This window comes from Rhodanobacter sp. Root480 (assembly GCF_001426645.1).
Classification (GTDB): Bacteria; Pseudomonadota; Gammaproteobacteria; order Xanthomonadales; family Rhodanobacteraceae; genus Rhodanobacter; species Rhodanobacter ginsenosidimutans.
Genome location: NZ_LMEX01000001.1, coordinates 929,812 through 945,520, shown reverse-complemented (window position 1 = coordinate 945,520; position 15,709 = coordinate 929,812). Strand labels below are relative to the sequence as shown.

Sequence of the window (15,709 nt, the reverse complement as noted above, 5' to 3'; positions counted from 1 at the left end):
AGTGGCGTGGGGGATCCCGGCGTGACCGGCCCTTCGGCCGTTGAGAGCCGCCGGGATGAGGGGCACAGGCTGGCGTTCGTCAGCGACGTGGAGCAGCGCGGCGAGGCTTGCCTTTTCGGGTGGCGGCGCTCGCTGCGACGTGTTGCCAGTAATCGTCGAGCAGGCCTGCGCAGCGCGCTTGCAGGAAGGTTTTCAGTTGCGTGATCGCCGGCGTCAATCGCGAGCGGTCGGCGCAGATGAGGTTGAGCGGTGACGGTTCGCAGTGGGCTGGCGGGAAAATTTCGACCAGGCGGCCGGCGCGCAGATCCGGAATGAGGTCGATGCGGGATTTGTAGACCAGGCCCTCGCCGGCCACCGCCCAGCGGCGCACGGTGTCGGCGTCGTCGCTGATGCGATTGCCCGAGACGCTCACGGTCTTGTTGCCGCCGGGCAGGGTGAACAGCCAGCGTTCGTGGAGTTGCTCGCTCCACACGAAGCGCAGGCAGTTGTGGTGCCTGAGGTCGTCCACGTTAGCGGGCTTGCCTGCGCGCTCCAGGTAGGAAGGCGCGGCGCACAGCGCGCGCCGGTTGTTTTCGACGAGCGGAATGGCGACCAGCGACGAATCCGACAACGCGCCGTAGCGCACGGCTGCATCCAGCGGTTCGCGCGTCAGGGTGGCGGCGCGATCGCTCATCCGCAGGTGCAGGGACAGGGCCGGATGCTGGTGCTGGAATTCGTCGAGCCAGCCCAGCAGGAGGTTCCTTCCGAAATCCGAAGGCACCGAAAGGCGAAGGCTTCCGGACAAGCTGTCTTGCGCGCTGGCCAGTGCACGCTGGCCTTGCGACCGTGCATCGAGCATGGCGCGCGCATGCGGCAGATAGCGTTCGCCCTCCGCCGACAACTGCATGCTGCGGGTGGAGCGCACGAACAGCCGGGTATTCAGCGCCTTCTCCAGCCGTTGCACTGCGGCGCTGGCAAAGCCGGGAGCGATATTGAGCCGGCGGGCGGCCTCGGAAAAGCTCTCCGCCTCGACCGTCTGCACAAAGATCTGGATGTCGTCGAGTCGGATCATTTTCTTTAAAATGCGGTAAGTGTTACTGACATTAACCTATTTCTCGTAAAAACGAAGAACGACACAATGGCGCCTCCAGATCACCTAGAGCACGCCCATGAAAGCTGTCGGCTTTTTCCGGAACCTCCCGATCGACCACCCCGACGTCCTGCAGGACGTTGAACTGGCCATACCCGAGTTGCGCGATCACGACCTTCTGGTCGAAGTGAAGGCCGTCTCGGTGAATCCGGTGGACACCAAGATCCGCGCGCATGGCGACGTACCGCAAGGCGCGCCGCGCATTCCCGGCTGGGATGCGGCGGGCATCGTTCGGGCGACGGGGCCGCTGGCCACGCGCTTCAAGCCCGGCGATCGCGTCTGGTATGCGGGCGACATCACGCGGCTGGGCAGCAACAGCGAACTGCAGGCCGTCGACGAGCGCATCGTGGGGCCGATGCCCCGGTCGCTGGATTTCGCCGAAGCGGCTTCGCTGCCGCTGACGGCCATCACCGCGTGGGAGCTGCTGTTCGATCGCCTGCGCGTCCACGAAGCCGATCCCACCGAGAACAGCGTGTTGCTGGTGACGGGTGCGGCCGGCGGCGTGGGCTCCACCCTGACCCAGCTGGCGCGTCGGTTGACTGGCGTCACCGTCATCGGCACCGCCTCGCGGGACCAGACGCGCGAGTGGGTACTGGCGCACGGTGCCCACCACGTCATCAACCATCGCGAGCCGTGGGCGCCGCAGTTGCAGGCGCTGGGCATCAAGGAGGTCGATTTCGTGGTGGGCCTCAATGAAAGCGCGAGCTACGTGCCGCAGATTGCCGCGGTGATGCGTGCGGAGGGCAAGTTCGCGCTGATCGACGATCCGGTCGCGCTCGACATCGGCCCGTTCAAGACCAAGTCCATCTCGATCCATTGGGAGCTGATGTACACGCGCCCGATCTTCACCACGCGCACCATCGCCCGACAGCACGCCTTGCTGCGCCGCATGGCCGAACTGGTCGATCGCGGCGATGTAGTGCACACGCTCACCCGACGTATCGATGGCCTCGATGCCGCTGGCCTGATCCAGGCGCATGCGCTGGTCGAGGCCGGCAACATGATCGGCAAAGTTGTCGTTGCCGCCCGCTGACTCTTCATCCCCAGGAATCGCCATGAACGCAACTACCAATCCCATCCTCAGCCTGGAAGCCGCGCATGAATTGCTCGGCCATGCCCGTTCGGCATGTGCCCAGCGCGGCTTCGCGGCCACCATTGCCATCACCGATGCCGGCGGTCACCTGCGCGCCTTCGAACGTGCGGATGCGGCGCCGTTCCTGACCGCCGAGGTGGCCATGGACAAGGCATGGACCGCCGCATCGTTCGGCATGTCCACGCATCAATGGAACCACTACATGAGCGAGCCGATGGTGGCTCCGTTGGGCCAGCACCCGCGGCTGATGGCGGTGGGCGGCGGCGTGCCGATCTTGCTCGATGGCAAGCTCGCGGGTGGCATCGGCATCTCCGGCGGCACGTCGGTGCAAGACCATGAAGCGGCCGAGGATGCGCTGCGTGCGCTTGGACTGCTCGCCTGAGTCGTTCGCGGTTTCGGCGGGAGTTGCCGCGCCACCGGGACAGGCGGTGACGCGGAGGAATTCAGGCTGGAGTGGCGTCTGCGATCTTCCCCAACGCGATGCTAAAGCGTTGCAAATACGCATGCAGCGCATCGATCCCGTCACCCGCGATGAAAGCCCCGATGTACCCGTCCGGCCGCACCAGCACCCAGCTGTTCGACGCCACGCCATACGCGTCGCGGAAATGCCCCTGCGTGTCGACCACGTCGCCGCGATCACCGAACACGTGGATGCGCAGTTGCGGGTGCGGCGTCATGCAGTCGCGGTCGACGTCCTGGCCCAGCAGCGTCCAGTGTGGTCCCCGCAGCAGATCGAAGATGCGGGTGGGCAGGCCGGTGGCGTGATGGATGGGTGCGTCGGGTGCGCGCTCGCCCGGCTGCAGGCCATGCGATCTTTGCGGTGCCTCCAGGCTCAGTGACGAAGTGGGATAGCCGAGGTCGAGTTGGCGGACTTCGCGGCCGCGTCGGCTGTCGCCGCGCTTGGCGGCATCGAGCAGTCGCGTCGAGAGGCCGAGCACGCTTTCGGCGATGGGGCGGCGTTCTTCCTCGTAGCTGTCCAGCAGGGCGTCCGGCGCCCCGGCCAGTACGGCGTCCAGTTTCCAGCCGAGGTTGTACGCATCCTGCACACTGGTGTTCAGGCCCTGGCCGCCGGTGGGCGGATGCGTGTGGGCGGCGTCGCCGACCAGGAAAACACGGCCGACGCGATAGCGGTCGGCCAGCCGGGCGTTCATGTGGAAGGCGGAGGCCCACGACACCTCGCTGACGTGGATGTCGCTGCGCCCGGTGCGTTGCGCCAGCATGGTGTTGAGGCCGGCGACGGAAAGGTCGACGTCGCCTTCGAGTGGGATCGGTGCCTGGATCTGGAACATCCCGGTTCCGGCAAGCGGACATATCGCGATCTGTTGCGGCATGTTTGTGTCGTTGAAGCGATGCCAGGCATCCCGTTCCAGGCCGTGCAGGGTGACGTCGGCCACCATGGCGCGCACGCCCAGGGTCTTGCCGGGGAAACCGATACCCAGCGCCTGGCGCACGAAACTGCGGCCGCCATCGGCGCCGACGAGATAGCGGGCGCGCACGCTTTCCGTACCGTGCGGGCCGTCGAGCGTGACGATCACCCCCTGCGCATCCTGCTGCACCGCCACCAGTTCGCAGCCGAATGCCACCTGATGCCCGAGCTCCGCCAGGCGCTCGCGCATGATCCGTTCGGTCAGGAATTGCGGCAGCATCCACGGCAGGGCGTGCGGTTCGGCCGGGGCGGCCGCGATCTCCTGACCCAGCGCGATATCGTCATGGCTTCCGTCCGCGCGGTAGGTGCGCATCAGCGGATAGGGGCCGCCGCTGGCGTGGATGCGGTCGACGATGCCAAGATCCTCGAAGACTTCCAGTGTCCTTGGCTGGATGCCCTTGCCGCGTGAGCCGTGGAAAGGCGCATTATTTTTCTCGATCAGGCGAAAGCTGACACCACGCCGCGCAAGATCGATCGCCAGGGTCAGGCCGGAGGCACCGGCGCCGCAGATCAGTACATCGGTGTTCGACACGTTCATCGTGGTTCCATATATGTGCAAAATGCACATGAATAGAGGATCGTATGGCTTCCAGAAAAAATGTGCAAGATGCACATATATCCTCCCGCGTGCGTGCGTTGCACATGGCGTTGATCAGCGTGGTCAGCGTGCTGAACCGGCCGGAGGTCGATGAGCGACTGGTGCGTGATGCCGGCATCGCGCTGGACCGCGCACTGTTCCCCTTGCTGGTGGTGATCGAGCGGCTCGGCCCGATTGGCGTCGTCGATCTGGCCGGCCGGGCCGGGCGCGACTACACCACCGTGAGCCGACAAGTCACCAAATTGGAGACACTGTGTCTGGTGCAACGCCAGGCGAGCGAAACCGATGCACGCGTGCGTGCGGCCGCCGTTACCCCGAAGGGAAAGGCGATGACCGATGCGCTGGATGCGGCGCGCGAACGCATGGCGCGCAAGCTCTTCGCCGAATGGAGCGAAGCGGATGTCGACACGCTGGTGAATCTGCTGCAGCGGTTTGCCACCGATATCGAGGCACAGACGATGGGCAAGGGGCGGGCGTAGTCATATCGCGAGCCGGCGCGTGGGTTTTTACCGGGGTGACAAAGCGATGCTCCGGGTTTGACTCCCCCATCATATGTAACTACATTTGGTAGTTACATATGATGGGGCCCAAGGAATGGACTTCGAGTGGGATGATGCCAAAGCGGCTTTGAATCTGCGCAAGCACGGCATCGCGTTTGAAGAGGCTGCACGCGTGTTTCTCGATCCGGGCCGCATCGACATGCTCGATGATCGCGAGGAGTACGGAGAGGAGCGTTGGCTGAGCATCGGCTCGGTGGATCCCGTGCTGCTGGTGGTAGTGCACGCCGTGCGTGGTGTCCACGGCGAGGTCACACGCATCATTTCGGCCCGCAAGGCCAACGCTTACGAGCGAGCGATTTATCATGAAGTACAAAATTGATCCCAAACACCCTAAGCCGCTCGCCACCGCGCAACGCAAACGCATGCAAGCCGTCGCGGACATGCCGGATGAGGCCATCGACTACAGCGACATTCCGGCGCTGTCGCCTGCGTTCTGGGCGGCGCATCGTCCCGCGCGCGCCGAGCCAAAGGCGCAGGTGACCCTGCGCATCGACCGGGACGTGCTTGATTACTTCAAGGACGGGGGGGCGGGTTACCAGACGCGGATCAACGACGTGCTGCGCAGCTTCGTCGCCGCGCACACGTCGGACCGGCGTTGAACACCCGATGGCATTTCGTTGTTGCCGCTTGTGTCGAGACCGGCGTCAGCTTGTGCCTGGTCCCGCGTTTCAGGCCTTCAACCGATACCCCGTGCGGAATATCCACCACACCCCGGCCAGGCAGGCCGTCAGGAACAGCAGCGTCATGCCCATGCTGATTTCCACGCTGACGTCCGATACGCCGTAAAACGCCCAGCGGAAGCCGCTGATCAGGTAGACCACCGGATTGAACAGACTGATCTTCTGCCATAGCGGCGGCAGGATGTGGATCGAGTAGAAGCTGCCGCCCAGGAAGGTCAGCGGGGTGACGATCAGCAGCGGCACGAGCTGCAGTTTCTCGAAGCCGTCGGCCCAGATGCCGATGATGAAACCGAACAGGCTGAAGGTCACCGAGGTGAGGATCAGGAACGCCACCATCCAGACCGGATGGGCGACGTCGAAGTCCACGAACAGCCGTGCGGTGGCCAGGATGATCAAGCCCAGCAGCACCGACTTGCTGGCAGCCGCGCCCACGTAGCCGCCCAGGATCTCCAGGTACGACACCGGCGCGGAAAGGATCTCGTAGATGGTGCCGGTGAACTTGGGGAAGTAGATGCCGAACGAGGCGTTGGAGATGCTCTGCGTCAGCAGCGACAGCATGATCAGCCCGGGCACGATGTAGGCGCCGTAGCTGACGCCATCGATGCCGCCCATGTGCGAACCCATTGCCGCGCCGAACACCACGAAATACAGCGTGGTGGAGATCACCGGCGAGACGATGCTCTGCAGCAGCGTGCGGCGGGTGCGGGCCATCTCGAAGCGGTAGATCGCGCCCATGCCATGCCAGTTGAACTTCATGCGCGGTCCTCCACCAGGCTCACGAAAATATCCTCCAGCGAACTCTGGCGGGTCTGCAGGTCCTTGAAGTCGATGCCCGCTTCGCCGAGGCGGCGCAGCAGCGTGTCGATGCCGGTGTTCTCGCCTTGGGCATCGAAGGTGTAGACCAGTTGCTGGCCATCCTCGGACAGCGTCAGCGGGTAGTCGGACAGGGCGGCGGGAATCGCCGTCATCGGCGCCTGCAGTTGCAGGATTAGCTGCTTGCGGCCCAGCTTCTCCATCAGCTCGGCCTTGCCCTCGACCAGGATCAGCTCACCCTTGTTGATCACGCCGATGCGGTCGGCCATTTCCTCGGCCTCGTCGATGTAGTGCGTGGTGAGGATGATGGTGACGCCGGTGTCGCGCAGCGCGCGCACCATCGCCCACATGTCGCGGCGCAACTCCACGTCGACGCCGGCGGTGGGCTCGTCCAGAAACAGGATCGGCGGCTCGTGCGACAGCGCCTTGGCGATCATCACGCGCCGCTTCATGCCGCCGGACAGCGTCATCAGCTTGCTGTCTTTCTTGTTCCACAGCGAGAGGTCACGCAGCACTTTCTCGATGTGCGCCGGATTGGGCCGCTTGCCGAACAGCGCACGGCTGAAGCTGACCGTGTCCCACACGGTTTCGAAGGCGTCGGTGGTGAGCTCCTGCGGCACCAGGCCGATACGTTCGCGCGCGGCGCGGAAATCACGCACCACGTCGTGCCCGTCGGCCAGCACGTTGCCGCTGCTGGGGTTCACGATGCCGCAGATGATGCTGATGAGCGTGGTCTTGCCGGCGCCGTTGGGGCCGAGCAGGGCGAAGATCTCGCCGCGGCGGATCTGCAGGTCGATGCCCTTGAGCGCGCTGAAGCCCGAGGCGTAGGTTTTTGTCACCTGGCGCACGTCGATGATCGATTGCACGGTGCGTGTGTTCCTGTCGCATGCGAAGCGGCCGAGTATAAACACTGCGGCCGTTGGGGCTGTTCGCTTTTCGTTGTGCGGCGCTACGCGGCCGCAACGACCGCTCAATCCAGCGGACGCACCCAGATATTGCGGAAGCTGATGGGCAGCGAGGGATCGCCGTGCGCCTGCAGCTTGATCGGCGCGTCGGTATACGGCGTGTAGGCCGGCTTGCCGATGTAGACGGTTTCGCCGGTCAGCGCGGTGTGGTTTTGCACCAGCACGCCGTTGTGAAGCACGGTGACGTAGGCCGGCGCGGTGAGCGTGCCGTCGGCGGCGAACACCGGTGCTGTCCAGATGACGTCGTAGGTTTGCCATGCGCCCGGCGGACGCATGGCGTTCACCAGCGGCGGCGTCTGTTTGTAGACGCTGGCGGCCTGGCCATTGACGTAGGTGGGGTTTTTCCACGAATCCATGATTTGCAGTTCGTAGCCCGCGTCGCCCGGCCCGGTCGAGGCCAGGAACAGGCCGCTGTTGCCGCGCGCCTGGCCTTCGCCGGCGATATCCGCCGGCACCTGCCATTCCAGGTGCAGCTGATAGTTCTTGAACCGCTGCCGGGTCTGGATGTTGCCGGCGTTCTTGTTGACCGTCAGCACGCCATCGTGGACTTTCCAGCGGGCCGGCGAATGGTCGTCGACCGATTCCCATCGATCGAGGTTGCGGCCGTCGAACAGCACGATCGCATCCGAGGGCGGTGCGGCGTCGTGCTCGCCCGGTGTCACCAGCTTCGGCACCGGCTGCCATTGTTCGGTGGCCTTGGGATCGGTCGGCGGGTGATCCGCGGTAGTGGCGAAAGAGGGTGCGGCGGTAGCCAGCGCGGTGAAGATCAACACGGTTCGCCAAGTCATGGGCAGCTCCGAAACTGGGGAAGTCAGACCGTACACACCCTGACCGCCTCGGCGAAGGCGGCGAACGGGTCGGGCCCTGCCGGCACGAATTCGTGCGCGAGATAGCCGTCGAAGCCCAGATCCGCGATCGCCTTGGCGATGGCGTGGTAGTTGAGCTCCTGGGTGTCGTCGATCTCGTGGCGGCCCGGCACGCCGGCGGTGTGGAAATGGCCGATCCACGCGATGTTGTCGCGGATCGTGCGGATCACGTCGCCCTCCATGATCTGCATGTGGTAGATGTCGTAGAGCAGCTTCACGTGGGGTGAGTCGACGCCCTTCATCACGGCCACGCCGAAGCGCGTGCTGTCGCCCTGGTAGCCGGGGTGGTCGACCTTGCTGTTCAGTAGCTCCACGCAGATCGTGATGCCGTGCTCGGCCGCATACGGCGCGATCTTCGAAAGCCCGGCGACGCAGTTGTCGATGGCGTGGCCTTCATCGATGCCCGGCTGGCGGTTGCCGAACATCGTGATCAGGTTGGTCACGCCCGCGCGCTTGGCCAGCGGGATGGCGGCTTCCAGTTCCTTCAGCAGCACGGCGTGATGGGCCGGGTTGTTGAAACCCATGGTGAGGAAATTGTCGCGCTTGGCGGGGTAGCCCATGGTGACGGCCAGGCCGCTGTCGTTGACCACCGCCCATTCGTCCGCGTAGACCAGATCGACGCCGGCAAAACCGATTCCCTTGAGCCGCCGGCACAATTCCGGCAGCGGCGCCTGCGAGGTCCAGCGGCTCAGCGACTGCTTCAGGCGCCCTGGCGTCATCTTTTGCGACCGGGGCGGGCGCGACCCGCTGTCGGCCGATGCGGCCAGCCATGGCGCGGCGCCCAGCGCCGTGATGGTAGTGCCGAGCCAGGCCAGCGCATCGCGACGGGTGATGCCGCTGGCGGTCATGACGCGTCCATCCCCAGCACGCGGCGATTGAACGCCGCGTCGGCGCCGGTTGCGGCGAAGTCATCGAATGCGCGCCCGGTGACCTTGATGATGTGTTCGCGGATGAACGTCGCGCCTTCGGCCGCGCCTTGCTCGGCGTCCTTGATGCAGCACTCCCATTCCAGTACGGCCCAGCCCGGGTAGCCGTATTGCGCGAACTTGCTGAAGATCGAGCGGAAGTCGATCTGCCCGTCGCCCAACGAGCGGAAACGGCCGGGGCGGTCGATCCAGCTCTGGTAGCCGCCATAGACGCCCGAGCGGCCGTTGGGGCGGAACTCGGCGTCCTTCACGTGGAAGGCGCGGATGCGCTCGTGATAGAGGTCGATGAAGGCGAGATAGTCCAGCTGCTGCAGCACCATGTGGCTGGGGTCGTAGAGGATGTTGGCGCGCGGATGCTGGTCCACCGCATCGAGGAAGCGCTCGAACGTGGCGCCGTCGTGCAGGTCCTCGCCCGGATGCAGTTCGAAACAGACGTCCACACCAGCGTCGTCGAACGCGTCGAGGATTGGACGCCAGCGCTTGCCCAGTTCCGCAAACGCCTGCTCGATCAAGCCGGCCGGACGTTGCGGCCACGGATAGAACAGATGCCAGGCCAGCGCGCCGGAGAAGGTGGCGTGCGCGGTGAGGCCGAGGTGCTTGCTGGCTTTCGCCGCCAGCTTGAGCTGCTCAACCGCCCACGCCTGGCGCCCGACCACGTTGCCACGCAGCGCGGGCGGGGCGAAGCCGTCGAACAATGCGTCGTAGGCCGGGTGCGATGCCACGAGCTGCCCCTGCAGATGCGTGGACAGCTCGGTCACTGCCAGCCCGTGTTCGGCCAGCATGCCGGCGATATCGTCGCAATACGTCTTGCTGGCGGCGGCCTGCTCCAGGTCGAACAGGCGGGTGTCGTTGGAGGGGATCTGCACACCGACAAAACCCAGCGACGACGCCCAGCGGGCGATGTTGGGCAAGGTGTCGAACGGTGCGGAGTTGCCCGCGTATTGCGCCAGGAAGATGCCCGGGCCTTTGAGTGTTTTCATGGGTCAGAGCCTCAAGACGGTTTCGACAGCCCAGGCGCGGCCATTGCCCGCCTTGGACAAGGGCACATCGGCCTGGTAGCCGCCGGGGACGGCCACGTACTGCAGCACCTGCGTGCAGCCGGGTTCGGACATGAAGTAACCCAGCATCGCCAGCTTCTTGCTCATCAGCACGAAGGCCGCGGCGGAGTTGTGGTCGATGTGGCGGCCGCTGGCGAGCGCCTCGCCATGCAGCCGGGTGACCAGCGCCTTGCGCTGCGCGGCGTCGAGTTGCAGGAACGGCGTGCCGCCCGCGCGCTCAAATGCGGCCAGTGCGCCCAGGTAGCGCGCTTGTTCCGCCTTGGAATACACGTCCCGGAACATCTGCGCGATGAAACGCGGCACGCCCGCGTCCAGCGCGCCGGGGGTATCGGTGCGCGGGATGATGATGTCGACCACGGCGGCCACCACGTCCGCTTGCGGCGGGCTGAAAAAACGGGGGCCGATGGCGGGTTTTTGCGCGGCGGCATGCGCATCGAATACGGCCAGCAACGGCGCGCCTGCCGCGCTGAGCGCCAGCGCGGACATGCACTTCAACCATTCGCGACGATTCATGGCGTTTCTCCTCAGACGTTGCCGCGCTTCAGTTCTTCCACGGCATGGTTGGCCGCGCGTGCCGTCAGCGCCATGTAGGTCAGCGACGGGTTCTGGCAGGCGGACGAGGCCATGCAGGAGCCGTCGGTGACGAAGACGTTCTTGCAGGCGTGCATCTGGTTCCAGCCATTGAGCACCGAGGTCTTCGGGTCGCGGCCCATGCGCGCGGTGCCCATTTCGTGGATGCCGGCACCCACGTTCGCCTTGGTCTTGTAGGGCGTCACGTTGCGGTAGCCGGCGGCACTGAGCATCTCGGCGGCGTCGTTCATGATGTCCTTCTCCATGCGGACTTCGTTCTCGCCGTGGGCGGCGTCGAAGTTGAGCAGGGGAAGGCCGTATTTGTCCTTGCGGTTGCGATCCAGGGTGACGTGGTTGCTGTGCGACGGCAGCATCTCGCCGAAGCCGGTCATCCCGATGCGCCAGGGGCCCGGCGCCTCGGCCGCGCGTTTCAGCTCGTCGCCAAGCAACGGTTGGTCGACCAGTCGCGTCCAGTCCTGGCGGCTGGCGCCACCCTGGTAACCGAAGCCGCGCAGGTAGTCGCGCTTGTCGCTGCCGATGTTGCGGTAGCGGGGGATGTAGAAACCATTGGGGCGACGGCCGGTGTAGTAGCGGTCCTCGTGGCCATCCACCAGGGCGCCGGCACCGCTGCCGAACACATGGTCCATGATGTTGTGGCCCACCTCGCCGCTGTCGTTGCCGAAGCCGTTGGGGAAGCGGCTGGAGGTGGAGTTGAGCAGCAGGTGCGCGGTGCCGAAGGTGGAGGCGCAGACGAAGATGATGCGCGCGAAGTAGTCGGTCTGCTGGCCGGTTTCGGCATTCAATACGCGCACGCCGGTGGCCTTGCCCTTGGCGTTGTCGTAGATCAGCTCGTGCACGATGGCGTTGGCCACCATGGTCATGTTGCCGGTGCGCTGGGCCGAGGGCAGGGTGGACGAGTTGCTGCTGAAATAGGCGCCGTACGGGCAGCCGCGCATGCACAGGTTGCGGTATTGGCAGGGCGCGCGTTGCGGGCTCTTGTCGTGCTTCAGCGGCGCGGACAGGTTGGCGGTGCGGCCGATGATCAGCCTGCGCCCCAGCTTGCTGGCCAGCTTCTCGCGGAAGTCCTTCTCGACGGCGTTGAGCTCCATCGGCGGCAGGTACTGGCCATCGGGCAGTTGCGCCAGATGATCGGTGTCGCCGCTGACGCCGATGAACTCCTCGACGTAGTCGTACCAGGGCGCCAGGTCGTCATAGCGGATGGGCCAGTCCACGCCCACGCCATCCTTGCCGTTGGCCTCGAAATCCATCGGGCTGAAGCGGTAGCTCTGCCGGCCCCACATCAGCGAGCGGCCGCCGACCTGGTAGCCGCGGAACCAGTCGAACGGCCTGGTTTCCTCGTACGGGTTGTCGAGGTCGTCGACGAACCAGTGCTTGGTGGATTGCTTGATGCCGTAGAAGGAGGGGCGCGTGTGGACCGGATGTCGGCGGATATCTTCCTGCGTGGGCTCGTCGGCGTAGGGCAGCTCCCACGGTGCCTTCATCGCCGTGGGGTAGTCGCCGTGCTCGACCATGCGGCCGCGGTCCAGTACCAGGGTCTTGAGTCCTTTCTCGGTCAGTTCCTTGGCGGCCCAGCCGCCGCTGATGCCGGTGCCGATGACGATGGCGTCGTAGATGTGGTTGTTCATGGAGCCCCCGGGGAAAAGGCGATCAGACGGAAAGGTGGGCGCTCAGCGCCACGGACGCAGGTAGTCGTAGTCGATGCGCGCGGCGTCGAGCTGGCTGATGCGCGAGAACGGGCCTTCCTGCTCGACGAAGCAATGCTTCAACCCGGCGCTGTCCGCCGCGGCCATGATCGGCTGGTAGTCGAGCGTGCCGCGGCCCAGTTCGGAACCCGGGTAGTTCCCGTTGCCGGCGCCGGGCAGGAAATCCTTGGCGTGCATCAGCGGCATGCGGCCGGGGTTGGCCTTGAAGTAATCCGCGGGGTTCTTGCCGCCGACGTGGACCCAGCCGCAGTCCAGTTCGAACTTCACCAGGTCGTGCCGGGTTTCCTTCAGCAGCACGTCGTAGAACGTCTGGCCGCCGCCCACATCGGAAAATTCCAGGTGGTGGTTGTGATACGCATACTGCAGGCCCGCCTGCTTCGCTTTTTCGCCCAGGCGATTGGCGTATTCCGCGGTGCGTTTGGCGCCGTCGAGTGAATAGTCCTGCTCGCCATGCTTGCCCTTGGCGGCCAGCTCTTTCTGCATGATCGCCGGCAGCATGCTGCTGACGATGTACTGCGCGCCCAGCGTGTGCGCCGCCTCGATGCCCGGCTCGAAACCGATGCCGTCGAAGTGCAGGCTGGGGCAGCGCAGGCCGGTGGCGTCCAGCTGGCCGCGCAGGGTGGCGGCGGTGCTGGTGATGATGGCCTCGATCTCGGTGTAGCCGATTTCCTTGAGTGTTTTCAGCGCGCCGACCGGATCGTCCTGATAGGCCTTGAGGATCATGTAGAGCTGGATGCCCATCGGCTTGCCCTGCGCGGCGGCGGCGAATGCCCTGCCGGCGGTGCTGGTGGCCAGAAATGCAGCGGTGCCGCAAAGCGCCGAGCGGGACAGGAACTGCCTGCGGGTCATCGTCATGGGGTTTTCTCCCGGGTGGCCAGGTCGAGGTGGGAAAGGTCGGGGTCCGCGGCGCGTTCGCGGTCCTTGAACAGCAGCACGAACAGCACCAGCACGGCGGCGGCGAAGCCGGCGGCGGTCAGCCAGATCGGACGCCATTGATGCGCGACGGTGCCCTGGGCGTCCGTCGCGGCATAGGCATCGACGGCCAGCCCGGACAACCACGAACCCACGAACATGCCCAGGCCATAGGTGATGAAGGTGATCAGGCCCTGGGTGGCCGCGCGCAGGGCGGGCGGCGCCTCGCGGTCGATGTAGATCTGGCCGACCACGAAGAAAAAGTCGAAGCAGATGCCGTGCAGAATGATGCCCAGCCACAACATCCACATCAGCTCGTCCGGTGTGCCGAAGGCGAACATCACGTAGCGCACTACCCAGGCCAGCATGCCTACTGCCAGCATGTACTTCACGCCCAGGCGGCGGAAGAACCAGGGGATCAGCAGCATGCAGAGGATTTCCGACATCTGCCCGCCGGTCATCTTGCCGGCCGCGTTGACCACGCCCACTTCGTTGAGAAACAGGTTGGTGAACGCGTAATAGAACTGCAGCGGGATGCAGATCAGGAACGAGGCGAGGGCGAACACCGCCATCGAGCGCCCACGCAGCAGATGCAGGGCTTCCAGCGGCAGCGCCTGGCGCAGCTCGAAACGCTTGTTGCCGGCCAGCGGCGGGGTGGCGGGAAGGGTGAGGCAATAGCCCGCCATCGCCAGCGACAGCCCGGCCGCCAAATACAGCGGCGATGCGGTGGCCTCGATGCCGGCGGCGCCGACGACCAGGCCGACCACGATCCAGCCGATCGAGCCGAACACACGGATGGCGCCGAACTCCTCGCGCGGATCATCGATGTGCCGCATCGCCAGCGAGGTCGTCAGCGCCAGGGTCGGCATGTAGCAGAGGCTGTAGAGCAGCAGCGTGACGTAGAGCACGCCGAATGCCTGCTGTTGCGCCGCGAACACCAGCAGCGCGGCACCCAGCACCTGCAGGGCGACCAGCACGCGGCGGGTGTCGAACCAGCGGTCCGCCAACAGGCCGGCGAACAGCGGCGAGATCATCGCGCCGATCGCCGTGGTGCCGGCGATGGCGCCGATCTCCGTGCCGCTGAAATGCAGCGTCTGGCCCAGCCAGGTGCCCACGGTGACGTACCACGCACCCCAGATCGCGTATTGGAAAAGCATCATCAAGCGAAGGCGCCACTTCATTTCCGTACTCCCCTTTTGCGTGGTGGTTCGCGGTCGTCTTCCACGTTTTGCCATGCGCCGCCCGCGGCATGGCTCTTGAGCATGGCATCGATCACCAGCGCGTTGCGGTAGCCGTCGGCGAAGGTCGGCAACGCGGCCGGTTTCGTCTGCGGCGTGCCGCCCTTGCGGATCCAGGCGTAGGCATCGGCGATCAGGTTGCGGAAGGCGTCGCTCCACGCTTCCGGATGGCCGGCGGGCAGGTGTGCGTAGCCGCGTGCGGCCGAGTCGAGCAACGCCGGATCACGCGACAGCACGGCGTTGGCGCGGTCGTGGTGGCCGATCCACAGCTCGTTGGGGTTCTCCTGGCGCCATGCCAGCGAGGCGAGGCGGCCATTCACTTCCAGTCGGAGATCGTTCTTGTGGCCGGGCAGCACCTGGCCCACGGTGACGCAGCCGCGGGCGCCGTTGTCGAAACGCAGCAACACGCTGGCGGTGTCCTCGCTGGTGATCTTCACGTCGCGCCGCGGTGCCGCTTTTGCCTTGGCGAAAGCGCGCGTCGGTGCCGCCGCCACATGGCGCACCGGCACCGCCGTGTAAAGGTCGGCCAGCACCGCGGTGATGCGCGCGCCGGTGACGTGTTCGGCCAGGTCGCACCAGTGCGAGCCGATGTCGCCCAGCGCGGAACTGGCGCCGCCGCGCTTGGGATCGAGGCGCCACGAATAGGTCGTGTCGTCGGTCAGCCAGTCCTGCAGGTAGCAGCCATGCACGAATACAGGTGCCCCCAATTTGCCCTTGGCGATCATGGCGCGCGCCTGTTGCACCAGCGCATGGCTGCGGTAGTTGAACGTGACCACGTGCGCCACACCGGCGTCGCGCGCGGCCTCGTGCAGTTCGCGGCTTTCCTGCAGGTTGCTGGCCAGCGGCTTGTCGGAGATCACATGCTTGCCGGCGCGCAAGGCCGCCAGCGAGATCTCCCGGTGCAGGTGATTGGGCGTGGTGTTGTGGACGACCTGCACGGCCGGGTCGGCCAGCAACTCGTGGTAGTCCGTGTAGGCATGTCCAACGCCAAGCTCGCGTGCCCGCTTCTGCGCCGAGGCCAGACTGGAACCGGCAAGGCCCACGACCTCGACATTGCCCAGCCGGCGCACGGCATCGATGTGATGCGCGGCGATGAAGCCTGGCCCGACCAGGGCCATGCCGAGGGCCTTCATGCGGATGCCTCGCGGTCC

General features: G+C 65.7%; 17 protein-coding genes. 5 read left to right on the top strand and 12 right to left on the bottom strand.

The window, feature by feature from the left end; genetic code table 11:
* Window positions 1–79: 79 nt before the first annotated feature.
* Window positions 80–1,051, bottom strand: coding sequence for a LysR family transcriptional regulator (locus ASD22_RS04495; protein ID WP_056079441.1), 972 nt, complete (start codon window positions 1,049–1,051; stop codon window positions 80–82).
* A gap of 97 nt (window positions 1,052–1,148) precedes the next feature.
* On the opposite strand from ASD22_RS04495, the gene ASD22_RS04490 reads away from it, so the two are divergent.
* Both ASD22_RS04490 and ASD22_RS04485 read left to right on the top strand, forming a co-directional pair.
* Window positions 1,149–2,162 carry a zinc-binding alcohol dehydrogenase family protein gene (locus ASD22_RS04490; protein ID WP_056079438.1) on the top strand — a complete coding sequence of 338 codons (1,014 nt, stop codon included), beginning with the start codon at window positions 1,149–1,151 and terminating at the stop codon, window positions 2,160–2,162.
* Window positions 2,163–2,184: 22 nt separating this feature from the next.
* On the top strand, window positions 2,185–2,604 hold the full coding sequence (locus ASD22_RS04485; protein WP_056079434.1) for a heme-binding protein: 420 nt from the start codon (window positions 2,185–2,187) through the stop codon (window positions 2,602–2,604).
* 61 nt (window positions 2,605–2,665) lie between these two features.
* On the opposite strand, the gene ASD22_RS04480 is transcribed toward ASD22_RS04485, so the two are convergent.
* Window positions 2,666–4,186: an FAD-dependent oxidoreductase gene (locus tag ASD22_RS04480; RefSeq protein WP_156458940.1), complete on the bottom strand. Its 1,521-nt coding sequence runs from the start codon at window positions 4,184–4,186 to the stop codon at window positions 2,666–2,668.
* Window positions 4,187–4,290: 104 nt separating this feature from the next.
* On the opposite strand from ASD22_RS04480, the gene ASD22_RS04475 reads away from it, so the two are divergent.
* From ASD22_RS04475 to ASD22_RS04465, 3 genes are all read left to right on the top strand, one after another.
* On the top strand, window positions 4,291–4,725 hold the full coding sequence (locus tag ASD22_RS04475; protein ID WP_235577519.1) for a MarR family winged helix-turn-helix transcriptional regulator: 435 nt from the start codon (window positions 4,291–4,293) through the stop codon (window positions 4,723–4,725).
* A gap of 115 nt (window positions 4,726–4,840) precedes the next feature.
* On the top strand, window positions 4,841–5,125 hold the full coding sequence (locus ASD22_RS04470) for a BrnT family toxin (protein ID WP_056079426.1): 285 nt from the start codon (window positions 4,841–4,843) through the stop codon (window positions 5,123–5,125).
* Window positions 5,109–5,405, top strand: a complete 297-nt coding sequence (locus tag ASD22_RS04465; RefSeq protein WP_082520116.1) for a BrnA antitoxin family protein — start codon at window positions 5,109–5,111, stop codon at window positions 5,403–5,405. Before ASD22_RS04470 ends, ASD22_RS04465 begins: the two co-directional genes overlap by 17 nt.
* 69 nt (window positions 5,406–5,474) lie before the next feature.
* Here the strand turns inward: ASD22_RS04465 and ASD22_RS04460 are convergent, their stop codons facing one another.
* From ASD22_RS04460 to ASD22_RS04415, 10 genes are all read right to left on the bottom strand, one after another.
* Window positions 5,475–6,242, bottom strand: a complete 768-nt coding sequence (locus ASD22_RS04460; RefSeq protein ID WP_056079421.1) for an ABC transporter permease — start codon at window positions 6,240–6,242, stop codon at window positions 5,475–5,477.
* A complete protein-coding gene (locus ASD22_RS04455) occupies window positions 6,239–7,165 on the bottom strand; it encodes an ABC transporter ATP-binding protein (RefSeq protein ID WP_056079418.1) in 927 nt (308 codons plus the stop codon). The genes ASD22_RS04460 and ASD22_RS04455 overlap by 4 nt, the downstream gene beginning before the upstream one ends.
* 104 nt (window positions 7,166–7,269) lie before the next feature.
* Window positions 7,270–8,052: a DUF1080 domain-containing protein gene (locus tag ASD22_RS04450; protein WP_056079415.1), complete on the bottom strand. Its 783-nt coding sequence runs from the start codon at window positions 8,050–8,052 to the stop codon at window positions 7,270–7,272.
* A gap of 23 nt (window positions 8,053–8,075) precedes the next feature.
* Complete coding sequence (locus ASD22_RS04445) at window positions 8,076–8,978, bottom strand: TIM barrel protein (RefSeq protein ID WP_056079412.1); 903 nt, start codon at window positions 8,976–8,978, stop codon at window positions 8,076–8,078.
* Window positions 8,975–10,036 (bottom strand): sugar phosphate isomerase/epimerase, encoded by a 1,062-nt coding sequence (locus ASD22_RS04440; protein ID WP_056079409.1) that lies wholly within the window; start codon window positions 10,034–10,036, stop codon window positions 8,975–8,977. The genes ASD22_RS04445 and ASD22_RS04440 overlap by 4 nt, the downstream gene beginning before the upstream one ends.
* A gap of 3 nt (window positions 10,037–10,039) precedes the next feature.
* Complete coding sequence (locus tag ASD22_RS04435) at window positions 10,040–10,627, bottom strand: gluconate 2-dehydrogenase subunit 3 family protein (protein WP_056079406.1); 588 nt, start codon at window positions 10,625–10,627, stop codon at window positions 10,040–10,042.
* A gap of 11 nt (window positions 10,628–10,638) precedes the next feature.
* On the bottom strand, window positions 10,639–12,330 hold the full coding sequence (locus ASD22_RS04430; protein ID WP_056079404.1) for a GMC family oxidoreductase: 1,692 nt from the start codon (window positions 12,328–12,330) through the stop codon (window positions 10,639–10,641).
* Between the two features lie 42 nt (window positions 12,331–12,372).
* Window positions 12,373–13,263 (bottom strand): sugar phosphate isomerase/epimerase, encoded by an 891-nt coding sequence (locus tag ASD22_RS04425; RefSeq protein ID WP_056079401.1) that lies wholly within the window; start codon window positions 13,261–13,263, stop codon window positions 12,373–12,375.
* Window positions 13,260–14,501, bottom strand: coding sequence for a nucleoside permease (locus ASD22_RS04420; RefSeq protein WP_082520115.1), 1,242 nt, complete (start codon window positions 14,499–14,501; stop codon window positions 13,260–13,262). Before ASD22_RS04420 ends, ASD22_RS04425 begins: the two co-directional genes overlap by 4 nt.
* The gene (locus tag ASD22_RS04415; RefSeq protein ID WP_056079392.1) at window positions 14,498–15,691 is read right to left on the bottom strand and encodes a Gfo/Idh/MocA family oxidoreductase; all 1,194 of its coding nucleotides are present in this window, start codon (window positions 15,689–15,691) and stop codon (window positions 14,498–14,500) included. The genes ASD22_RS04420 and ASD22_RS04415 overlap by 4 nt, the downstream gene beginning before the upstream one ends.
* Between the last annotated feature and the right edge of the window lie 18 nt (window positions 15,692–15,709).